At 44.7% G+C, this 21302-nt stretch carries 20 protein-coding genes; 2 read left to right on the top strand and 18 right to left on the bottom strand.

Annotated features, from left to right (window positions below; genetic code table 11):
* Nucleotides 1–39: 39 nt before the first annotated feature.
* From trxA to ABWY16_RS04675, 3 genes are all read right to left on the bottom strand, one after another.
* A complete protein-coding gene (trxA, locus tag ABWY16_RS04685; RefSeq protein WP_353903493.1) occupies nt 40–336 on the bottom strand; it encodes a thioredoxin in 297 nt (98 codons plus the stop codon).
* A gap of 161 nt (nt 337–497) precedes the next feature.
* Nucleotides 498–1658: an MFS transporter gene (locus tag ABWY16_RS04680; RefSeq protein WP_353903492.1), complete on the bottom strand. Its 1161-nt coding sequence runs from the start codon at nt 1656–1658 to the stop codon at nt 498–500.
* A 44-nt stretch (nt 1659–1702) separates the two neighbouring features.
* On the bottom strand, nt 1703–2215 hold the full coding sequence (locus tag ABWY16_RS04675; RefSeq protein WP_353903491.1) for a DNA-deoxyinosine glycosylase: 513 nt from the start codon (nt 2213–2215) through the stop codon (nt 1703–1705).
* Between the two features lie 183 nt (nt 2216–2398).
* Between ABWY16_RS04675 and ABWY16_RS04670 the strand changes: the two genes are divergently transcribed.
* On the top strand, nt 2399–3232 hold the full coding sequence (locus tag ABWY16_RS04670; RefSeq protein ID WP_353903490.1) for a CvfB family protein: 834 nt from the start codon (nt 2399–2401) through the stop codon (nt 3230–3232).
* Nucleotides 3233–3274: 42 nt separating this feature from the next.
* On the opposite strand, the gene ABWY16_RS04665 is transcribed toward ABWY16_RS04670, so the two are convergent.
* The 8 genes from ABWY16_RS04665 to ABWY16_RS04630 all read right to left on the bottom strand — a co-directional run bounded on the left by ABWY16_RS04665 (nt 3275) and on the right by ABWY16_RS04630 (nt 12086).
* A complete protein-coding gene (locus ABWY16_RS04665) occupies nt 3275–4057 on the bottom strand; it encodes a DUF3050 domain-containing protein (protein ID WP_353903489.1) in 783 nt (260 codons plus the stop codon).
* Nucleotides 4058–4177: 120 nt separating this feature from the next.
* The gene (locus ABWY16_RS04660) at nt 4178–4939 is read right to left on the bottom strand and encodes an AcvB/VirJ family lysyl-phosphatidylglycerol hydrolase (protein ID WP_353903488.1); all 762 of its coding nucleotides are present in this window, start codon (nt 4937–4939) and stop codon (nt 4178–4180) included.
* Between the two features lie 12 nt (nt 4940–4951).
* Complete coding sequence (locus tag ABWY16_RS04655) at nt 4952–6382, bottom strand: glycoside hydrolase family 30 protein (protein WP_353903487.1); 1431 nt, start codon at nt 6380–6382, stop codon at nt 4952–4954.
* Between the two features lie 84 nt (nt 6383–6466).
* Entirely contained in the window at nt 6467–7669 is a 1203-nt protein-coding gene (locus tag ABWY16_RS04650; protein WP_353903486.1) for a DUF763 domain-containing protein, read from the bottom strand.
* Between the two features lie 3 nt (nt 7670–7672).
* Nucleotides 7673–8287 carry an HAD family hydrolase gene (locus ABWY16_RS04645; RefSeq protein WP_353903485.1) on the bottom strand — a complete coding sequence of 205 codons (615 nt, stop codon included), beginning with the start codon at nt 8285–8287 and terminating at the stop codon, nt 7673–7675.
* 17 nt (nt 8288–8304) lie between these two features.
* On the bottom strand, nt 8305–9324 hold the full coding sequence (locus tag ABWY16_RS04640) for a cytochrome d ubiquinol oxidase subunit II (RefSeq protein WP_353903484.1): 1020 nt from the start codon (nt 9322–9324) through the stop codon (nt 8305–8307).
* Nucleotides 9325–9327: 3 nt separating this feature from the next.
* Entirely contained in the window at nt 9328–10656 is a 1329-nt protein-coding gene (locus ABWY16_RS04635) for a cytochrome ubiquinol oxidase subunit I (protein ID WP_353903483.1), read from the bottom strand.
* Nucleotides 10657–10796: 140 nt separating this feature from the next.
* Nucleotides 10797–12086, bottom strand: a complete 1290-nt coding sequence (locus tag ABWY16_RS04630; protein ID WP_353903482.1) for an NAD(P)/FAD-dependent oxidoreductase — start codon at nt 12084–12086, stop codon at nt 10797–10799.
* Between the two features lie 157 nt (nt 12087–12243).
* On the opposite strand from ABWY16_RS04630, the gene ABWY16_RS04625 reads away from it, so the two are divergent.
* Nucleotides 12244–12759 (top strand): hypothetical protein, encoded by a 516-nt coding sequence (locus tag ABWY16_RS04625; protein ID WP_353903481.1) that lies wholly within the window; start codon nt 12244–12246, stop codon nt 12757–12759.
* A gap of 15 nt (nt 12760–12774) precedes the next feature.
* Here the strand turns inward: ABWY16_RS04625 and ABWY16_RS04620 are convergent, their stop codons facing one another.
* The 7 genes from ABWY16_RS04620 to thiC form a co-directional block, all read right to left on the bottom strand.
* Nucleotides 12775–15462 (bottom strand): alpha-L-rhamnosidase-related protein, encoded by a 2688-nt coding sequence (locus tag ABWY16_RS04620; protein WP_353903480.1) that lies wholly within the window; start codon nt 15460–15462, stop codon nt 12775–12777.
* 71 nt (nt 15463–15533) lie between these two features.
* The gene (locus ABWY16_RS04615; protein ID WP_353903479.1) at nt 15534–16241 is read right to left on the bottom strand and encodes a DUF481 domain-containing protein; all 708 of its coding nucleotides are present in this window, start codon (nt 16239–16241) and stop codon (nt 15534–15536) included.
* A 110-nt stretch (nt 16242–16351) separates the two neighbouring features.
* Nucleotides 16352–17461 (bottom strand): 2-iminoacetate synthase ThiH, encoded by a 1110-nt coding sequence (gene thiH, locus ABWY16_RS04610; protein WP_353903478.1) that lies wholly within the window; start codon nt 17459–17461, stop codon nt 16352–16354.
* Nucleotides 17451–18218: a thiazole synthase gene (locus ABWY16_RS04605; protein ID WP_353903477.1), complete on the bottom strand. Its 768-nt coding sequence runs from the start codon at nt 18216–18218 to the stop codon at nt 17451–17453. The genes thiH and ABWY16_RS04605 overlap by 11 nt, the downstream gene beginning before the upstream one ends.
* A complete protein-coding gene (locus tag ABWY16_RS04600) occupies nt 18199–18819 on the bottom strand; it encodes a thiamine phosphate synthase (protein ID WP_353903476.1) in 621 nt (206 codons plus the stop codon). Before ABWY16_RS04600 ends, ABWY16_RS04605 begins: the two co-directional genes overlap by 20 nt.
* Entirely contained in the window at nt 18806–19378 is a 573-nt protein-coding gene (locus ABWY16_RS04595; protein WP_353903475.1) for a thiamine phosphate synthase, read from the bottom strand. Before ABWY16_RS04595 ends, ABWY16_RS04600 begins: the two co-directional genes overlap by 14 nt.
* A gap of 6 nt (nt 19379–19384) precedes the next feature.
* A complete protein-coding gene (gene thiC, locus ABWY16_RS04590) occupies nt 19385–21268 on the bottom strand; it encodes a phosphomethylpyrimidine synthase ThiC (RefSeq protein WP_353903474.1) in 1884 nt (627 codons plus the stop codon).
* Between the last annotated feature and the right edge of the window lie 34 nt (nt 21269–21302).

Here is a 21302-nt window from a genome sequence, read left to right as displayed (position 1 = left end):
ACATAATGATATCAATATATAAACATGTACAGATATCTTCTAAAGATGTCTTTCAATAATGCTCTGCAGCTGATTTGCAGGGATTACGCCCGACTGCCTCCATTTCACTTCTCCGCCTTTAAACAGGATCAGTGTAGGAACACCCTGGATCTGATACTGACCTGATACTGCCGGGTTCTTGTCTACATCCACTTTGAGGATAGTTGCACGCTCTCCCATCAGTCCCTTTAACTGCTGAAGAATCGGTGCCATCATTTTACAAGGTCCGCACCATTCGGCAGAGAAGTCTACCAATACGGGTTTTTCTGATTTAATGATTTCGCTGAAGTTTGACATGATCGCTGTTTTGATGAATAACATACCGGAGGATGGTATTGTTTTAGCTGTAAAAAAGAAGCGGGGATATCACTCTCGCAACATCCCCGCCATCTAAATTAACGCTCTCGGATATATAAACGCTTAAAAAGCGAAATATTGTGTGCGGGCAGCATATTTTTTTAAATTATTTCTTCTTCAAACTTTTTATACTTAAAAACCAGCTGAGATACAGGGATTAGCAGCAGTCCGCAAGCCCCAAATACAATAAACGCGATTCTCAATCCAAAAGCGTGCGCCAGGTAACCGATCAGCGGCGGTCCCAAAAATGTGCCGGTAATATAGTAAGTGGCAATGATGGAGATTGCCATACCTGCAGAATACTTCCTGGAATTACCCGCCATGGAATAAGACATCGGGATAACTGAAGCCGTACCGAAACCCACAAGCGAAAACCCAATCATCGCGATCCAGAAATGAGGGATCACAATAGCCATCAGGATACCGGAAATAATAAACACGGCACTCATCAAGTAAGTGGCTGCCATACCAATCTTTCCAATGATCAGATCAGAAAGAAAGCGGGACATGGCCATAAATAACATGAAGATCAGGTATCCATAGGTAAAGATCTTAACATGCAGCACCTGCTGGAAATATATACCGCTCCAGTCGAACATTCCTCCTTCACAGATAGCCGAAAGGAAAGCAACGATCCCCAGACAAAGGATATAGGGATCAGGCTTGCCGATAATGATTTTATTGCCACTCGCAGAACGGTCGCCTTTCAACAGAAACCTGAAAGAATAAGCTGCCATCAGCAGGGTGATGCTGGCAACGATCAGAAAGTGAACCTGGATAGACGCGTTTAACGCCAGCAATACGGTTGAAAATGCAACCCCGGCAATCCCCCCCGTACTCCAGAAACCATGAAAAGACCCGTTGATCTTTTTAGTAAATAACTTTTGCACGGTGATGGCCTGCGTATTCATCGAAATGTTAAAGATCCTGGATGTAAAGGCGAACAGCACAACCGCAACGACCAGCGCAACTGTATTGTGCGTAAAGCCGATCAGAGCCATGGCAACTGAGTTCAATGCATAACCGACAGTCAGCGGGATACGGCTGTCATAACGCGAGACCAGCCAGCCGGTGATGGGTAAACCAATCAGAGAACCAACAGGCATAGCCAGCAGGATCGAACCCAGCTCTGCATCATTAAACCCAAAGGCCATTTTGATGGTCGGGATTCTTGAGGCCCAGGTGGAAAAGCTGAAGCCAGACATAAAGAAAAAGGTACTCAGGAATATCCTGTGGGTGTTTTTGGAGATGATATCGTTCATTTATAGCGCAAAGATAAGCAACACAAATGATTGATTAATACGATTTATCCTTTTGTATACAGCAGTAACTCCTTCCAGGCTTCAAGTTTTTGTTCGAATGATTTGGAGGCATTCGCACGACTTGGAGAGGGCAGCAAATGATAGATCTTATCCATGCTTTTTCCAACGTACTTCAGGTAAAACTCTTCAGCTTTCCTGCTGTCAAAAAAGACATGGCTGAGGTTTGGATACTGCTCATAAAAAGCCGCAAAATCATTAACCACCTCATTTTTGATATTACTGTCCAGACTACCCTCGCAGGTGCAGGACTCCAGTACATCCCAAAGGGCAATATGATGCTCAAGTAAGAATGATTTTCTCTGTTCGTAATCAGGTTGCAGCGGCTGGTCAAAAAGCGTATAAATCAATTTCCAGAAATGGTTACCTGCATGCCCGTAATATTGCTGAAGCCTCAGTGAGCGGTCACCTGGCATTGTACCCAGCAATAGCACTGTGCAGTGCTCGTCTACAATTGGTGGAAAGGCTGTTTTAATTGGGTTGATAGCTGAATTGTTCATCTGCAGGGCATAACGCTAACCGTCAGCATATGTTCTCAAAAATTAAATATAATCAGTTTTTTATAAAAAATTGAATTCTGCATAGTGGTAAGCTTTTTCAATAATTATGAAAAGGATATTTGATCGATGTCAGTTCCTGCTCCGATATTGCTACCTTTGCAGATTGAATAACAGTAAACACCAATGATACAAATAGGACAATACAACGAACTCAGAATTATAAACAAGACAGAAACAGGCCTGATACTGTCAGATGGCGATAAAGAGGCGCTGTTGCCATACAACCACGTCCCCAAAGATGCGGAAGTTGGCGAGAATATCAATGTTTTTGTATACATGCATAAGGATGGGAAATTGCATGCCACTACGCAGAAGCCTTTGGCTTGTGTGGGCGACTTTGCCTATTTGACGGTTGTAGAAGATGGCGAGAATGGTGTTTTCATGGATATTGGCATCGATAAAGATGTATATGTACCTGAGAAAGAACAGAAACGCCCGATGTTTAAGGGAGATAAACATGTTGTATATGTATTCCTTGATGACAGTAACGACCGTATGGTGGCTTCGTCGAGGTTAACCAATTATGTTGAGGAGGATGATATCAACTTTGAAGAAGGCGATGAAGTCAGTCTGTTAATTGCTGACCGCAGCGACCTGGGCTACAATGCTATTATCGATAACAAATATATTGGTCTGCTATATACAAATGAACTGTTCGACCAGTTAAATCCGGGTGAAGTAAGAAAAGGCTGGATCAAGAAAGTACGTGTAGAAGGTAAGATTGACCTGAGCCTGCAGCCAATGGGTTATGGCCATATCCTCGATATGAAAGAGGTACTGATCAGAATGCTCGAAGAAAATCAGGGCGTACTGCCTATTGGGGATAAAAGTACCCCGGATGATATTTACGACTTGCTGAAAGTCAGTAAAAAAGCATTCAAGAAAACTACCGGGGCCCTATATAAAGAAAGACTGATCACCATTGGTGATCATGAAATCAGATTGCTTTCGGAATAAATAAAAAATCTGGTTCTTTTATTGAGAACCGGATTTTTTATTTTACAGAGCCTTTACGCCAACAATCTCATTGTATACGCCGTCCCATAAATGAATACGCTGCTTTAGCGATGCCACAGTAATCTCTTCAGCGGCTTTCCAGTATGCCTCATTATCTCCGCAAAGTTCTGCAGTCATATCCAGTGCCAGGTGAGAATGATGATCGCCATCAACTTCAATGTGGCGGTCCAGGTAATATTTAATCAGCGACAGCTGGTCAGGAAACTTCTGATTCAGGTCTCTTACAATAGAAATGAACATATTCGGGATAAGATCTTCCCTGCCAAAAGTAAAAGCCGCAGACTGTAAATGGGATTGCTTTCCATTGATTACCCCAAAGGTAAAATCCATAAATTCCCTGGCCTCCTTTGGTACCTCAGCTTCTTCATAAGCTTTAAAAAACGAGCCTGTTTCTTTTAATATAGCAGTAAACTCCAGCACAGGCTTGGTATCAGCACCACATTGCTCCATAGCTTCGAGATACATCTCATAGTGGCTCTTGCGCAGGCCGGCACTGTCCACATCAGATTCTTCACCGGTAACAATCTCATTGATCAGGTATCTCGTATTTGCATTCCCTACCGGAAACCAGGGTGTAGTCGTACCCGTTAAGCCAATCTGCAGTGATTTCAGCAGTGACATAAAATCCCATACTGCATATACATGGTACTGCATAAAGATTTTCAGGTCATCTATATCATTGATAACTGAATAAACCTTGTGGTTGATAATTTCCTGTCTTAATGGTTCTATAACGGACTGTATCCTGGCGATCTGACTATTCATCGTGCTTTATCTGTTTATATTAATGCCGCAAAGGTATTTGTAATTGGGGCTATCCCCTAAAAGACTATCGGTTTTTTTAAAAGCGAAGCTAAAAATTACTTTTCAAAGAAGAATTACAACCTAAAGCTTTCGTAAACGATAGGGCCTGAACAGCAGGTTCCTTCTCAAGCCCTGCATAGCCGAGAGGATATCCGCATATCCTGCGGCGTCATAGTGATGATCTCCGGGCAAAAGCCTTAATGAAAAGTTCCTTTTCTGTATACCATCCAATGGTTTTGGATTCTCCCTTTCGCCATAAAAGCAGATGACAGGGATTTTAATCGCTTCAACCTCTGGCTGTACCTTATAAGGTTTGTCGTCCCCGCCAATATTGAGGAGATCCGAAGTATGGATCACAAAAGCAGAAGATGCAAAAGGCGACAGCAGGGTGATGGCCACTACCTTATTCTTCATTGATGGCACCAGACGGTTATAGATAAACGGAACAACATCGGCCCCAAAAGAATATCCACACAGGTAGATCCTGTTTGTTTTATACAGTGATGCATATTTACTGATCAGCTGCATGACATCATCGGCCGTAGACTGGGGTGTTCTGCCTGTCCAGAAATATGTTCTGGTATTCAACCCTATGGTCTCAAATCCTTCGGCAGCAAAACCGGAAGCGAGTTGATCGTCAAAATCCAGCCATCCCCCGTCACCGGAGAAAAAGATCAGCAATTTTTTAGATGTGGAATCGGCGCTGGAGTAAGTAATTACGGGCAGATCGAAATCATGGGTTTCGAGCCCATGATGTTTCGTTTGCCTTATCCTGGACAGGACGCCGCAACCAGAGAGCAAAATAATAAAAATCAGGACTATCCCTGGTCGCCAGCGTCTCATAAAACAGGTTTCCTATTCCACAACAATGGTAGAAATTGAGTGCGGCAGGCTGATCGTTTCAGCTGCTTTACCAGCTATCCACAAATAGTATGGAAGCTTATCATTTGATTTGTTCATCACCACTACAGCCATTTTACCATCAGGATTGATGAAAGCCGTCGTAATCAGTTTATCACGGTTGGAAGAACTTACTATTCTTTCTGCCCCGGGACGGATAAACTTTGAGAACTGCCCCATATAATAATAGGAGTTGGTATAGATCAGTTTCCCGGTTTTACTGTCTGCATGTACAGGAGCGAAACAGAAATTACCCACATGATTAGGGCCTCCTTTTTCATCCAATAGCATATTCCAGTCCGTCCATGCTGCTGTACCACTGTTGAAGTCATTGATCATCGAATAACCGTAACGCTCGCCCAATGCCCAGCTGCCGATGCTGTCAATGTTAAACTTTTCCACACATCCTTCAGTAAAGATCAGTTCCTTATCAGGAAAGGACTGTTTCACCAGTTTTTCATTATCGAATAACATGCCGCTGCCGGTCCAGGTTTCGTACCAGTGGTAACCAATTCCCCAAACATATTTAGCCGCTTCAGGATCACTTAAGATCGTGCTTGCCCGCTGGTACATCTGGTCGCGGTTATGGTCCCAGGCAATAAGTTTTTTATCAGACAAACCTTCTTTTTGCAGGGTTGGGCCTAAATATTCCTTAATAAAATCGCGTTCATCTTCTGCAGTATATACACATGATTCCCAGGTTTGCGTTGCCATAGGTTCATTCTGCACCGTCAGGCCCCAGACAGGCATACCCATTGCCTCATATGTTTTGATAAATTTAGCATAATAATTTGCCCAGTTCTGTCTAAACTCAGGTTTCAGTTTACCCCCCTTTAACATACTGCCATTGGTCTTCATAAATGCCGGCGGGCTCCATGGGCTTACAAACATAGTCAGCTTGCCACCTGCGGCCTGAATTGCCTGCTTTATCAAAGGAATACGGTACTTCTCATCATGCTTTACATTAAAAGATTTCAGTGCTGCATCATTCTCTTTGATATAGGTATAGCTGTCGCTCGAAAAATCTGTACTGTGGATACTTGTTCTGGCCAGCGTAAAACCAATGCCGCCCGACTGGTCATAATAGGCTTTCAGGAATTCCTGCTGTGCTGCCTTTGGTAACTTCGCATAGGTTTCTGCCGTAGCATCAGTTATTGCCCCGCCAATTCCTACCAGCGTTTGAAATGTTTTTGAAGGATCAACAAAGATGCAGACCTGTGTTTCCAGCGGCTGTTTCAGATCGGTAAAGTTCAGGCTTCCCGTTTTTGATATTTTGAGGTCCGAACCCCGGGCCGTGGTATATACCGTTGCCGAAGGTTGTTTCTGTTGTGCATTTGCCACCGTCCCAAAAGGGAAAAGCAATGCCATTAAATAAATCTTATTCATTTGCCGTTTATATTTATCCTGTCTGTTAACGCTATAGACAACATCACAGGGTGGTTTAATTTTTTAAATATAAAAAAATAAAGCCTAGAACAGGTTGAGCTGTCCGCCCCCGGGAGGTCTGGCATCACCAAAAATCGTTTTACCTCCATATTTCCAGGATTCACTGCGTTCTCTTTCAAGCAGTTCGTCGAAGTTGTCGTTTGGTGTAAAATCTTTTTCTGCCTGCCGCGAAAGTTCAGCTAATTTCTGAATGGCTTCCAATTTCTCCCCCTGCCCGATTTTAGCCTTGTCAATTGCTTTGGAAAGTATGCTAAGGGTTTCATCGTATACATTTACCGGAACGGGAAAAGGATGCCCGTCTTTACCCCCGTTTGCAAAAGAAAAGCGTGCAGGATCGGTAAACCTGGATGGTGTACCATAGATCACTTCACTGACCAGGGCCATCGACTGTAAAGTACGCGGGCCCATGCCCTGCAAGAGCAATAGTTCTTCAAAATCGGCGGGTTGTTTATCGTGGGTAAGCCATAACATCGCTCCTAACCGCTTCAGGTCTACATCTTTCGACCGGACATCATGATGCCTTGGCATAATCAGCTGCTGCACCTCAGCGATCATACGCGAAGGATGTTCAGCGGTCATAGACAATATTGCATCACGGGCTGGACTTGCTGCTTTTGCCACCATATTAAGGATAGGTCCCTGGTTCCTGCCGCAGATTGCAGTGTGCGGATCTTCTACAAAAGACTGCATAGCTGCCGAATGCCAGTGGTATCTCCTTGCTGTAGAACTCCCGTCCTGCATCCCCTGCTGCACGACAGTCCATAGTCCTTCGGTGTTAACCACAAAGCTGTGCATGTATAACTGGAAGCCGTCCTGCACAGCGGTATTATCTACCTTTGCACTCAGCTTGCTGCAGCGCAGCAGTTCATTCCCGTTCAATCCGTTACGATCGCTGTACAGCAGTAATTCCTGAGGGGTATTTTTAGAGGACTTGCCTTTTCCTCCACAAATATAGATACCTAGTTCTTTGGACAGCGGATTAACCGAACTCTTTAAAGCACCCATCACCGATGTGGTGATACCTGACGAATGCCAGTCCATTCCCATGACAGCGCCCAGGCTCTGGAACCAGAAAGGATCGCTTAGTCTACGCAATACCTCGGCAGTTCCGTATTCTGCTATAATGGCTTCAGTAATCGCCAGCCCAAGACGGGACATACGTTCTGCCAGCCACTTTGGAATGTGGCCGTAATGCAATGGCATATCTGCTGTCCCGGATCTTTTCATGGCTTAACCAAATTTAAACTGATCTATTCTTACCCAGTGCATTCCGGCTGCCTCAGCTGCCTTTACGCCGGGAACCCCATCTTCAAACACAAGACATTTCTTCGGGTCAACACCAAGCAGTTCTGCGGCTTTGAGAAAAGGATCTGCAAAAGGCTTGCCCTTCGGGGTTTCTCCTGCACATACGAGCACTTCTACATATTCACTTACACCAATAATTTCCAGCGTGCGCTGTACAGCTATACGGTCACCGCCAGAAACTACTGCAATACGAACTTTGCCTGCATTGGCTTTCAGGTGTTCTACTACATAGGGAATGGGCAGTACCTTACTGATATATTCATCGGCAAAAAGCTGGGCTTTCCGCGATCTGAATTCTTCAGGGTCCATTGTAGCATTATAGCGCAGGTTCAGTTCTTCTACCACATTGGCGATAGGCCATCCTGCAAGTTCATCTATAATCGCGGGGTCCATCTCCACCTGGTATTGTTTGGCTACCGCCACATAGGTTGCTGCGTGGGCAGGCATATTATCTGCCAGGGTGCCGTCACAATCATATAAAAAGGCTTCGTAATCTCCTTCTGTTAATTTACTGAGTCTTGAAAAATCGGATACTGTCATAAGTATTTCGCTTAAATTTAGTGGTCAGATATGGTATCTGTTTTTTTCTGGAAACTATAGAGAAGGTACCCCAGAGCCGGCAGGATAAATACGCTGCCAATCAGCAATGCGTAAGCCAGCGCTTCCATAGTTTTCTGTTCGCCCTGGTCGCCCAGCAGGGAAAGGTTGTCTCCGCCTTTCAGCAGCACAATATCAGGAAAGTGGCTGTATGTTGCTGCAAACAGGATCATTGTTACCTGGAAGCCCGCCAGTATCCTGAGCATAACAGGTTTATTCTTGTTCAGGAACCAGAACATGATGATCAGTGAAATTGTAGCCAGTATAATTGCAATGATACCGGGAAGATCACTAAAGATCCAGCTGAGCAAAGGAATTTTATCTATCCATGCCGCCATAAAAACAAGAGCCCCAGCTCCCATTACTACAAAAATCAGGTAGGTGGCTTTCCTGGTAAAACGCTGACGGTCAAACTCATCATCCGCCTGTCCGATAATAAATACCGCAGCAAGGTAAGCACAGATGGTAACAGTAAATATGCCCACTGCAACGGAGAACCAGTTCAGCCAGCTATAAATGTAGGCCGATACAAAATCATGCGCCTGTAAGTCTATTTTTGCAGAAACCACACTGGCAGCAATGATCCCCAGGAAAAAGGGCGTGAGCACACTGGAAAGCATAAAAATCCTGGTATAAATTTTCTGCATATCATCCTTTACGGCATCATAATTTCTGAAAACAAAGGCTGTCCCCCTGGCAATAATTCCGAGAAGCATGCAGACCAGCGGGATGTGAAGATAGATAGAAACAGTCGTATAGATCTTTGGAAAACCTACAAAAAGGATCACGATCACGATGATCAGCCACATATGGTTTGCTTCCCAGACCGGCCCTATAGCTTCGTACATATTTTTGCGGGTACGGTGCCTGTTGGCCTTCGAAGTAAACAATTCAATAATACCGGCCCCAAAATCGGCACCGCCGAGCAACAGGTATAATAATATAGCCGTCCAGAGAAAAATTATCACTACATATACCATGGTCTATTGCGTTTTGTGATCAGTGGATGAATCGTATAGTTTGCCCACCATGGTAATCTGGCGGAACAATAAAAAGCTGACAATGACAGCCAGCGAGATATAGACTGCGGTAAAAAGATAAAAGGAATAGGCAATACCCGGCATTGGGGTTACTGCATCTGCGGTCCGCATTACGCCGTAGATAATCCAGGGCTGCCGGCCAACTTCAGTTACTGTCCATCCGGCTTCGAGCGCCAGATACCCCAGAGGTGTTGCGATCACAAAAAGCTTAAGCAGCCACTTGCTGTCAGACCAGCTTTTTTTCTTTAGCAGGGCGATAAAATAAATGACTGACAAAGCCAGCATTGCCATCCCCAGTCCTACCATAATCTGGAAAGCAAAATGTGTCACCATAACCGGTGGATGATCCTTCTTAGGAAACTGATCCAGTCCTTTGACCTCAGCATTGAAATCATTGGTCGCCATAAAGCTAAGGAGCTTTGGAATCTTCAATGCATAATCAACTTTTTGGGTAGCCGTATCCGGAATGCCTCCAATGATCAGCGAGGCACCTTTTTCTGTATGGAAATGTGATTCCATGGCAGCGAGTTTTGCAGGCTGTCTTCTGGCAACATCCTTGGCAGAAACATCACCGCTTAGAGGTTGAAGACATGCTGCAATGGTAGCGAAAATTGCTGCTATGCGGAAGGCCTTGTTGTGAAATGCTACATTTTTACCTTTCAATATCATCAGTGCATGTACACCAGCTACAGCGAAACCTGTGGATACAAAAGCAGCTACACACATGTGCAGTGCCTGCGAGAACCAGGCCGCATTGAACATGGCTTTCATGGGATCTATATTCAGGTACTGACCATTTACAAAATCAAAACCCGAGGGGCTGTTCATCCAGGAGTTGGCGGCGACAACCAGTATTCCTGAGAGCAGTCCGGTGATACCCACAACAACACCTGTAAACCAGTGGAACCATGGATGAAAGCGGTTCCATCCGTACAGGTAAAACCCAAGGGCAATCGCTTCGATAAAAAATGCTGTTCCTTCGAGGGAGAAAGGCATGCCGAAGATCGGTCCTGCATGTTCCATAAACCTTGGCCAGAGCAATCCGAGCTCAAAGGAGAGTACCGTTCCTGAAACTGCTCCGGTGGCAAAAAATATGGCCACACCTTTGCTCCATGCTTTGGTTACGTCAAGATAAACGGTCTCCTTTTTCTTCAGCCAGTAATAATGGGCGGTTGACATAAAGAAGGGCATAACCATGCCAATACAGGAGAAAACAATGTGGAAACCTAAAGAAAAGGCCATCTGGAGTCGGGCAGCGAAGAAATCATCCATTCTGCAAAAATAGGTGTATTCGCTATTGCGAGATAGCCCTGGCCCTATTCTTTTGCTTACTTAATGTAATAATTACGTTCCCCCTTCAGATGACCTTCAGGATATTTTATATGTCAGCAGTCCGGGACTGCAGCTTGTACTTAAACGTCTTCAGGTTTAAACTTACTGGCTGGCCTTACGATCATTCTCAGTGACTGGTCGTTGGTAAGGTAAGCTACTCCCCAGTTATATAAGGTTCTGATCCTGTTTCTGTAATTAATCAGGGACAAAAGGTGGATGAACAACCACATAAATAAGGCAAGCACACCACTAAAGAACAACTTGGGTTTAGGCAGGTCGGCCACCGCTTTATTTTTCCCAATGATCGCCATTGAACCTTTGTCATAATAACTGAAAGGCTTCAGGGTTTCATTGGATAAAGATTTGATCAGGTTTTTACCCAGGTTTTGTCCCTGTTGAATGGCTACCTGTGCCACCTGAGGGTGCCCTTGCGGGAAATGCTCATCAGTAGTCTGGATACATGTATCACCAATCGCGTATACATCATCCATTCCTATTACTTTATTATACGCATCAACGATCATCCTTTTTCCTCTGCCATAAGCAGCTTCAGGAATTCCTTTGAAAACAATTGCAGTAACACCTGCTGCCCAGATCAGGTTTTTTGATACGATTGTATCTCCATTCGCAAAATGAACAACATCATCACTAAAATCCTTTACCAACGCGTTTAAACGAACTTTAACGCCGTTTTTAGTCAGGGTATCGTATGCATATTTTTGTGATTTCTCACTCATTGGTGTCAGTAATGCTTTCAGGCCATCAACAAGATAAATCTCACCGCTGGAACCTGCCAGTTCCGGGTAGTCTTTTGCTATGATGGTCCTTTTCATTTCGGCAAACATACCAGAGATTTCTACTCCTGTAGGGCCACCACCAGCAACCACTACTGTTAAAAGTTTCTTTCTTAACTCAGGATCTGTTGTACGTGATGCCTGCTCCAGTCTTTCCAGCAGTGTATTGCGCATCTGCAAGGCATCAGAAATGGTCTTCATTGGAATAGCATTTTTTTCAACGCTTTCCATTCCAAAATAGTTGGTCACACATCCGGTTCCAAAAACCAGGTAATCATAGCTGATTTCGCCTGTGGAAAGAATGAGTTTCTTTTGTGCCGGTAAAACCTCCTCCAACTCGCCCAGTCTGAAAGTAAAGTTCTTTTTGCCCCTGAAAAGTTTGCGGAAAGGATAGGAAATATTAGAGGTTTCAAGGTAACCTGTAGCTACCTGATAGATTAAGGGAGGGAAAAAGTTATAATTGTTTTTATCGACTAAGACAACGTCAAATGATTCGTGATCAGAAAGGTTTTTCGCAAGGTTTACACCTGCAAATCCACCGCCCACAATGACTATCTTTTTTGGAGTATGATTCATTTTTAACAGCTATTGATGATTTATAGCCCTCCAACAGCAATAAATGTGCTAAGATTGATGAAAGGCAAACATTATTTTGTCATGTTTGCTGCACAAAAACTTATTGCTGCAACGTTTTCAATCACAATTTAAGTAAATTTACAAAAACAGCCTTTATATGCCTACTTTAAGTCAAGAACACAACGAAAATCAGCCACAATTGCTTAAAAAGGGGAAATATGTTTTTGTCGGTTTATTGAAAGAAGAGCAGGAAAAAAATGCCAGTGTGCCATATTTTACTGCCAAAGCGATCATGATTGAACAAAACCATGATACTTTTACAGGTGAAATAGCTGTTTTAAAGTTGAGCGATCTGATCTTAAGACAGTCAACCTACATCGATGAAAACGGGAAGCTGATCGAGGCGCATAAATTGTATACCTGGCCACGTAATCTGGGCAGCACGGCAGAATGGACGGCTGCAAAATACGAATTTCTGGAGCAGTATATTCTGAACTTTCCCATTGAAGTACTTTCAGTGCAGGAATCAGACGGGCTGACCTGGCGGTTCATTACTCCGGAGCAGTTTAAAAAGACACCTGCCGGAATTCAGGCATCAGCGGAATTCCAGGATTACGCAGCACACCAGGATCAGTATTTCTTTTTGCGCCGACCTGTCAGCGAGCCAAAATAAAGCTCTTCCTTCCGTTTAACCGATCCTTATTACCCGCAGCTGATCCAGCATCGCCTGATTGATCTCTCCGTTCATATTCTCGTTCCAGTCTTCGAAAGACAAGCTGAGTTCATGACTCCCTTTTGTTAGTCTGAGCTGTAAAGTATTGCTGAAACCCCAGTTCGACCATTCGTCTTTTCCGCGTTGCGGAAATACAAAAGTTCCGGCAAAAGTACCGTCAATGCTGAGTGTTCTGATGGCACATTTGTTATCTGTATTGGTTGGCCCGTTACCATTTGAATACCTGAAATCAACTGCGTAAGTTCCCGATTCCGGCACATTCACAACAATGCTGACCTGCTTATTCTTTGTTTTACTGATCTCAATAAATCCTTTTCCGGAGTACCCCTGATAAGGAAGATCAGATTTATCAGTTACCAGTGAAAGGTCGATGTTATTGATTTTCTGTGCCGGAAAAATCAGTACAGGTTCACTTGCAAATGATCGCGTGCCTGCGGCATCTGTAGCCATCACCTGGTACTCACCATTCTGTACAACATGATAATTCAGTTCAGCAGTTTTAGCAATCTCTTTTCCATTATGGATAATCATGTATGCTGATGCTCCCTCAACTTTTTCCCATGAAATGAGCTGGTCCTGGTTTTTCAGCACGGGTGCTGCTACCGAAAAATAATCTTTCGTTAAGGCTACACTGCCTTTTTCCAGCGGATTGTTTGCCAGAATAATCCTTACCTGGTGTACACCCGACAGATCTGCCGGAATAGTGGCAGAAGGAAGTTCTTTGCCATCCATTGTGATGGAACGGATCTGATTTCCAAAACCAGATAAGCTGATATCAAGCACCGCATTGCGGTATTTGAAATTATTCAGGGTCCTGTCTGCCTGTAAAATTTCGGGTACAAAAGGTTTGAATACCAGTGAATTTTCGCGGATGTCTATCCCGAATATCACCTTGTAAATCATACTCAGGCTCCCGGATAAACTCCATAACATGTTGCTTGAATTGATCTGCGTCCCGGCGAAGTCGCCATTCGAAGAAACAAAGTTTTCCTTGTTCGTGAGGAATAATGCCGCAGGGCGATAAATCGCACTCATACTTTGGAGCAGCGCTTCTGCATTGCCCGTCTTTGCGATGGCTAGCGACCAGTAAGATTGTACAAAAGGCCATACCGCATCATTGTGATAGGGCGGGATATTCGGAATCTGCGGATAAATGCAGGGAATACCGAAATTGGTTACAGGCGTGTGCGCAACGACAGATTTCTGACGTTCCGGATCAGCAATATCAAACAATACGGTCAGTGCTTCTCCCAATGCCTCCGAGCGGGGCGACAGGACAGGGAACTGTCTTCCATACAGATACTGACCGTAATATCCTTTTTCAGGCATCCATAACCAGGTATTGATCCCTTTTTTGATCTGCTCTGCTATTGCGGTATATTTTTCAGCAGCCTGCTGATCCTTCATCAGTACTGCCATTTGCGACAGTACCTTATTCACCTGATAATGAACAGCATTTGTGCCCAGGTTTTCAGATGAGTAAATATCTGCAGGCTCCATCCATTTCGGATAGGTCTGGTCACGCCAGTCGAGAAAAGAAGATTCGCCCCTTACAAGACCTGTTTCCGGATCATAGATATTCTTCAGATCATCTTCCACAGAGTTTTTAATGACCTCATAAGCTTTTGCCAGCCATTGCGTATCTCCTGTAGTTTTATATACCTCCCAGGCGGCCACTGCCCAGATCATCCTGTCAGACGACACCGGCCAGGAACCGCCAGAGCCTGTATCCTGAGTGATCCTGTTGTTCTTTACTTTCTTCAGCAGGCTGTGTTCTGCTACTTTCGGCTGCAGCGTAGCCATTGATAAAATGATACTGTAACTGATATCCCGCGTCCATACACCAGCCCACTCCTTGCCGGTCCTGAATGTACTGTCAGGTTCTATTGCATTGATGGCTTCTTCCAGAGCAAGATTATACAGGGCATCCATCATAGGGATGCCTGATTTATACTGTGGAAAAGCCGAGATATCTTTAGACAGATGCCAGGAAGATGCAGTAGTTTTTTTCTGCTGTGGTTTGTTCATTTCCAGGGTGATCGTGTAGATACCATCGCCATCATTGTCATGAAGTTCCAGCTCTCTGTGATTGCCAAGGTTATCAAAATCCCAGATCAGCGGACTGGTATTGCCTGCAATAAATACACCCTTGAAATCTGTTTTATAGATTTTTGTACCATCAAAAGTGGTATAATAACCGGTTTCTTTAAATTCTTCAAGTACGTTCTTCAGGTCTAACCGGACAGTAAATTTTGTATCTGGCTGGAGGAAAATGCCTTTATCCGGGCTGTCCGGATCTGTATATTGCTGTCCGAACCTGATTACCGGGCTTTCAAAGTACCCTTTGTCAGAGATGACATTTATCAGGTGGTTCTTTCCCGAAGCCATTTCGTTGTCTTTCCCATTGATGCTGAATTTGAATGACACAGCTGGGCTGATCTCGTGGTTTACAGGACTTTCGTAATTGGAACTTATTGCAGTTGGGGATTGGGCTACTGCTTCATAAGCGCCCTGGGTAACTTTATTTTTTGATAAACTATAAAATTCAGACTGGTAGATTTTGTCCATTGGTTTTCGCGACTTACATCCCAGCAGGGAGAATAGTAAAAGGGAAGGAACAATTATTTTAAACGCTGGTTTCATTTATACTTGGGTGATACGGATACAAACATATCCGAATACAGTGATCCATTCAAACATATCACGAATAATCCTTAAAAATACTTTTCAAATGACAAGCCGTAGGTCAGCAGCAGATTTTCGCGGTCTGTTCTTGATATGCGGTTATAGTTCAGGGCTGTGGTTAAATTAAGCCATTTGCTAACTTTGAAAGAAAGTGCCGAGTTAGATCTGAAATTATAATCTTCCCACTTTTTTAAGGAGGGCTGAAAGAACGTTGAATTGTCAATTGTAATAAATTCCCTGATGGTAAACTTAAATACCACCCTTAAGGAGTTTCTGTAGGTTTGATATACATCAGGCACATCATTTTCTAACAGCAGGTCACTGCTATCAAACAAAACTCCGTCGCTGACGTTTATATAAACGTTCTTTCTGTCATAAATACTGTAGGCTACTCCTGCTCCGGCTAACAGCTGGTTATTGATTTTAAGCGACCTGCTGGTATTATATGTAGCAAGGCCCCAATAAAAGAAATGAGGAATTGCACTATACAAATTAAAATCAAGCGATGAAGAAAAATCGTTGTTGGTCAGTTCCCTGTCCTGTTTTCCATAAACCCAGCTGTTACTGAAATTTAAATTAAAAGTTTTTTTTCTGATACCAAATTTTGCTGCGTTATTCAGCAGGTATGTATCTCCGTCATTTGTTTTATTGATCGATCCGGTTGTTGTATAATTTACAGAATAATGTGTGCTGTCACTAAACTGGGCTAAAGCCGTAAATGGTAGAAAATAAAGCATTGAAAAAAGGAAGAGATGGAAAGGCTTAAACGGCATAACAGAAAAACAGCTTTTAACAGGCTAACACTGTCCGTTTTAAAATTGTTTTAAATTACACTCAGATCTGAAGTTTAGGTCAAACTATTGTCCCAATCCTTCCAAACCGGCTCATAGCCCTGCCTCCGCAACATCTCCGCGATCAGCGCAGGATTCCGTTCATCCGAGATTTCAAACTGTTCCAGAGATTCCGGCTCCACTGCATACCCTCCCGGATTAGTCTTTGAACCGGCACTGATTGCTGTAATCCCGAGGTTAACGATATGGTCACGGAACACAGTAGATTCCCGTGTAGAAATTGAAAGCTCTACCTCTTCATTCAGCAGCCGGTAAGCACAGATCAGCTGCACCAGCTCCCTGTCTGTCATTTCCACTTTTGGCTCCAGGCCCCCGCTAAAGGGCCGCAGCCGCGGAAAAGACAAACTATACTTGCTCTTCCAGTATTTTTTCTCCAGGTAACCAAGGTGCAAAGCGGTAAAGAAAGAATCTGTGCGCCAGTCTTCCAGCCCGATCAGTACACCCAATCCCATTTTATGAATCCCTGCGGCACCTAACCTGTCCGGCGTCTCTAACCTGTATTCAAAATTTGATTTCTTGCCCTTTGGATGATGTTTTCTGTAATCTTCGCGGTGATAGGTTTCCTGATAGACCAGCACAGTATTCAGGCCCAGCGGAATCAGTTCCTGATAATCCTCCAGATCCATAGGCTGTACCTCCATCGAAATATGGGAAAAATGCGGACCGATCAGTTCCAGCACTTTTTTAAAATAATCTGTATGTACGGTCTGATTGGCTTCTCCTGTTACCAGCAGCACATGGTCATACCCCATCTCTTTGATGGCTGCCACTTCCTGCATGATCTCCATTGGTGATAATGTTTTGCGCCTTACCTTATTATCGAAACTAAAGCCACAGTAAGTACAGATATTATTGCATTCATTGGAAAGATAAAGCGGAACATATAACTGCATCACTTTACCAAACCTTTTAAGCGTCAGCGCCCTGCTCAGCTGCGCCATCTGCTCCAGGTAAGGAGCGGCAGCCGGGGAGATCAGCGCCTTGAAATCCTCAAGCGTCCGCATTTTTTTTGCAAGAGCGGACTCTACATCTAAAGCATTCTTTGCATAGATACTTTTACTGGTCTGCTCCCAGCTGTAAGTATCAAAAAGTTCATTAAAGCTCATCCAGAAAAGAAGTTAAAGGACTGCTTGCAGCAGCCTGTGAACTGATAGCACCCAACTTTGCTTCAAAGGCCATCCTGCCGGCAATGACAGCGATCTTAAAAGCCTCCGCCATCCGTACAGGATCACCTGAAACTGCAATGGCCGTATTGACAAGAACTGCATCCGCACCAATTTCCATTGCGCGGGCAGCATCTGAGGGCGTGCCTATACCTGCATCAACAATTACAGGAACGTTACTCTGACTGATGATGATCTCCAGAAAATCTATTGTCTTTAATCCTTTGTTACTGCCGATGGGAGATCCCAGCGGCATTACCGCAGCTGTTCCTGCATCTTCCAGCCGCTTGCATAAAACCGGATCTGCATGGATATAGGGCAGAATGATAAATCCCAGCTTTGCCAGTTCTTCCGTTGCCTTTAATGTCTCAATCGGATCGGGCATCAGGTATTTGGGATCAGGATGAATTTCCAGTTTCAGCCAGTTGGTTTCCAGCGCTTCCCTTGCCAGCTCTGCGGCAAAAACTGCTTCTCTGGCATTGCGCACACCCGAAGTATTGGGCAGCAAACTGATATGTGAATGCTTCAGGTGATTCAAAATGTCATCGTCCTGGCTTTTCAGGTCTACCCGTTTCAAAGCTACTGTAACCAGTTCAGAACCGGAGGCCAGCAGTGCTTCCTCCATCAGCACCGCTGAATTAAATTTCCCCGTACCCGTCAGTAAACGGGAGCCAAATACTTTATCTGCTATACTGAACATAAAAATCTTCGTTTAAATTGTTACTTCCTGTTAATAATCCCGAAACTGCAATACCATGGACCCCTGCAGACAACAAAAGGTCTATATCAGGCAGTCCGATCCCACCTATCGCGATGACAGGTATAGCTATACCCGCTTTATCCATCTGTTGCAGGATACGACAGTACCCTTCCAGTCCCAGGACAGGACTCAAATTCTTCTTGGTTGTGGTAAAACAGTATGGACCCAGTCCTATATAATCCACACCTTCAGCTGCTCTTCTGAGAATATCACCGAATGTATTGGCAGTACCACCAATGCATTTGGAATGGCCCAGAATTGCCCTGGCTTCCGGGACAGGCATATCATCCAGACCCAGATGTACTCCATAAGCCCCGACCTCCAGCGCTATCCGCGGATAGTCATTGATGATCAGTTTTGCGTTGTATGCACTACAAAGCAGCCTGGCTTCCATGGCCAGTTCCAGAACTTCTTCTTCCGCCTGTTCTTTGACACGCAGCTGTATCCATTTCCCACCCTTCTTAAGTACTTTCTCTATGGCTGCCAGGTGGGAACCCTGAGCTGCTGCCTGAGAGATATAATGTAGTTTATCTATGATCATTGGTTGATTTTATCAAATTTCGCAATTCTTTGAGGGGCGAATCTGAAAGCCAGATGCTACCCAGTACAGCAGCCCCATCAAAATTCATTTGTTGTAGCTGCTGCAGTTTCCCTGCCTCCACACCCCCTATTGCAAATACCTTCAGCAGATGATCGGGTAAAACAAAGTCATCCGGCAGCACAGTATTATAACCCGTTTTAGAGATACTGTTAAACACAGGCCCGAAGAAAACATAACTGAAACCATTCAGCTTTGAAAGCTCCGCCGGATCATGCACAGAACTGCTCAGACAAAACCCATCATCCGATAGCGCCCTGCGCTGCTGCTCTTTAAAATGTAAGCGCCTGATGCCAAATTCTACTGCAAGTTCATGGTGCTGATGAATAGAGATTAAGGGATAATATTCCGGGTCAATCCCCTTCATCAGCGACCTGAATTTGACAGCGTCATTATCTGGTTTCCTGATATGCAGCAAGCGCAGTCCCTCAGCAAAAAACTGATTGATCAGCTCAGCTTCGCATTCAAAATAATCCGGCTGTGTGACTACTATGAGCTCCATGTATCCTTATAAATAGATCTCGCTTCCCTTTTCTGTAAACTCGCGCGACTTCTCCTGCATCCCCTTTGCAAGTGCAGCCTCCTCATCTACACCCTGATTAGCAGCATACTCCCGCACATCCTGTGTGATTTTCATGGAGCAGAAGTTCGGGCCGCACATCGAACAGAAATGTGCGATCTTAGCACCATCAGCCGGCAGGGTCTCATCGTGAAATTCCTTTGCCGTATCCGGATCCAGGGAAAGGTTAAACTGGTCTTCCCATCTGAACTCAAACCTCGCCTTGCTCAGTGCATTATCACGATACTGTGCACCGGGATGACCCTTTGCCAGATCCGCCGCATGGGCAGCAATTTTATAGGTAATTACGCCATCCTTTACATCTTTTTTATTTGGTAAACCGAGGTGCTCTTTAGGGGTAACGTAACACAGCATCGCCGTACCAAACCAGCCGATCATGGCTGCCCCGATTGCCGAAGTAATGTGGTCATATCCCGGAGCAATATCCGTAGTCAGCGGCCCTAATGTATAAAAGGGAGCTTCAGAACAAAACTCAAGTTGTTTTTCCATATTTGCTTTGATCAGGTGCATAGGCACATGTCCCGGCCCCTCAATGATCGTCTGTACATCATGTTTCCAGGCAATCTTTGTCAGCTCCCCCAGTGTTTCCAGTTCTGCAAACTGCGCTTCGTCATTTGCATCTGCAATACAGCCCGGCCTGAGTCCGTCACCGAGTGAAAAAGCCACATCATACGCTTTCATAAGTTCGCAGATTTCCTCAAAGTGGGTGTAAAGAAAGCTTTCCTGGTGATGCGCGAGGCACCATTTGGCCATGATAGATCCGCCACGGGACACAATACCTGTAACCCGTTTGGCTGTCAGCGGAATATAGCGCAGCAGCACACCGGCATGGATAGTAAAATAATCCACACCCTGCTCTGCCTGTTCGATCAGGGTATCCCTGAAGAGTTCCCAGGTCAGGTCTTCTGCCTTGCCGTTCACTTTTTCAAGTGCCTGGTAAATCGGTACGGTACCAATCGGCACGGGAGAATTGCGGATAATCCACTCCCGGGTTTCATGGATGTTTTTTCCGGTCGACAAGTCCATAATTGTGTCTGCGCCCCAACGGCATGCCCATACGGCTTTTTCCACTTCTTCCTCAATGCTCGATGTGACCGCAGAGTTGCCAATATTGGCATTGATCTTTACCAGGAAGTTCCTGCCAATGATCATCGGCTCCGACTCCGGGTGGTTAATGTTAGAAGGGATCACAGCCCTGCCCGCAGCAACTTCCTGACGCACAAACTCAGGGGTGATATATCCCTGTGGTGTATTGGCACCAAAACTATGTCCCTGATGCTGGTGGTTCATCGTAGCCGCCTGATCTCCCAGCTGCGCATTCACCAGGTCAATCCGCTGGTTTTCCCTGATCGCTATATATTCCATTTCGGCAGTGATAATCCCTTTCCTGGCATAGTGCATCTGGCTCACGTTACTTCCCGCTTTTGCACGGTAGGGTTGGTGCTGAAATGCAAAACGCAGATGATCAAGCGAGGGATCATTGAGGCGTTTGGTTCCGTATTCAGAGGATATCTGCGCTAACTTTTCGACATCTCCCCTGCCTGCAATCCATTGCTCCCGGATCCGGGGCAAGCCCGCTTTCACATCGATCAGCGCGTTGGGATCAGTGTAAGGCCCACTGGTATCATAAATGGTTACCGGAGGATTTTGCTCAGTAAGCCCAAAGCCATTATGGATTTTTGTTTCGCTGAGGCTGATTTCACGCATGGCAACTTCAATATCATGAAGTTCACCTTTCACAAAGATTTTTCGGGAAGCCGGGAAAGGCCTGCGGCTGATTACTTCGCCATCTGGAGTTTTTTCTGTTTTCATAGCTAATTTTTAAAATTATTAAGCGGAAAAGCGG

Origin of the sequence: Pedobacter sp. (genome assembly GCF_040513095.1) — a bacterium.
In the GTDB taxonomy this organism is placed as follows: domain Bacteria; phylum Bacteroidota; class Bacteroidia; order Sphingobacteriales; family Sphingobacteriaceae; genus Pedobacter.
Note: the sequence above shows the minus strand (reverse complement) of the source record. Positions and strands in the feature narration are given on the sequence as shown.